The sequence below is a fragment of the Shuttleworthella sp. genome (assembly GCF_057251025.1).
The window spans coordinates 2,581-4,068 of the sequence record NZ_DBHIDN010000042.1 but is presented as its reverse complement, the minus strand read 5'-3'; the positions used below and the strand labels follow the sequence as shown (position 1 = coordinate 4,068).

2 protein-coding genes are annotated in these 1,488 nt (G+C 56.3%); both read right to left on the bottom strand.

What is annotated here, in order from left to right; translation table 11 throughout:
• Positions 1 to 437: aspartate carbamoyltransferase (locus tag ACO5R6_RS07465; RefSeq protein ID WP_485626557.1), on the bottom strand; the 437-nt coding region annotated here is incomplete at its 3' end.
• Between the two features lie 246 nt (positions 438 to 683).
• A partial coding sequence (locus ACO5R6_RS07460) for a Cna B-type domain-containing protein (protein ID WP_485626556.1) occupies positions 684 to 1,488 on the bottom strand: 805 nt, incomplete at its 5' end.

The window sequence follows — 1,488 nt, the reverse complement described above, 5'->3', positions numbered from 1 at the left end:
CTGCCCCTGAGCGTATGGATGGTAAAGAGATCTGTCAAAGTCTGGGTGGGGTGCTGGTGTCCCCCGTCACCGGCATTGATCACCGGAATCTCTGAGTGGAGACTGGCCACCAGAGGAGCCCCCTCCTTGGGATGGCGCATGGCGCAGATATCCGCGAAGGAAGAGATGACCCGGATGGTATCGGCTACGGACTCTCCCTTGGCCGCGGAGGAGGAGTTGGCGGAAGCGAAGCCCAGGGTCTTGCCCCCCAGGTGCAGCATGGCCGATTCAAAGGAGAGACGGGTTCTGGTGGACGGCTCATAGAAGCAGGTCGCCAGGATTTTCCCCTCCAGGCTGTGGGCGTATCGGTCTGGATCCGCCTTCATGTCCGCCGCCAGATCCATCAGCCGATTGATCTCCTCTACTGACAGATCCATGGGGCTCATCAGATGTCGCATGGCTACCTCCTTTGGTGCTGTGTCCCTGTCCGGGGCCTCTTGCGTCTGATAAAGAAGGGGGAGAGACTCGTCCGGTCCCGCCCCCATCTTCGATGCATTTCTGTCAGTTATTCTACTTCAAATCCAGTCTACATTCAATCCAAGCTGTAAGATCTCTATCTTGCGCCCGCCTCTGTATCGAAACAGAGCGGATTCCCGCAGGAACCCGCCCTGTTCATCGACTTAGCAATCAGATCAAAATGGAAGTCACTTCTCATTTGCCTTTCTTCTCTTTAACAGAGCAAACACAATCAGTGCCTGTAAAGAGGCAAAAGCCGTGAACATGTACCAATCCACGTTGCCAAGATCACCTGTCTTTGGCGCCTTAGGTGTTGATCCGGGCTTCTTGGGCTTGTCCTTCTTCGTTACATTCGCCTTATTTGTGACAACGTACCCATGCTCCGTATCGCCCTCGATTGTCGTCGTGTATCCGGCAACCGGCGTCTCCCGGACCGTATAGACGATTTCGCTTCCATCCGCCTTGTACTTGGGCAGGTTCTCAAACTTGCCCTCCCAGTTGCCCGCCGCATTCAAGGTCAGTGACTTGTTCGCGTCCTGGCCGTCGGCAAAGAGCTTGATCTCCACGCTGGCCGCGGGCGTTCCGACCCACTGCTTCTTGACCGGGACATCGATCTTCTCCGTGTTGCTGTTGGTGACGACGAATCCCTGGCTGGCGTCTCCCGTCGTCTGTGAATCATAGTTGGCGATCGGATCCTCTACGATCGTATACTGGATCTCATTGCCATGGTCATACTTCTCCAGATCGGCGAAGGTATACTGCCAGTGATTGGTCTCATCGAGCGTGATGCTCTTGCCCGTATCTGCCCCGTTGGCATACAGATGCATGGTTGCGGACGCCCCCTTGGGGCCGACCCACTTCTTCTCGACCGGTACGGACACCTTGCCCGCAATCGTGTTGGTGATGGTAAAGCCGTTCGCGGCATCGCCTGTCATCGCCGTCGTGTATCCGGCAACCGGCGTCTCCCGGACCGTATAGACGATTTCGCTTCCA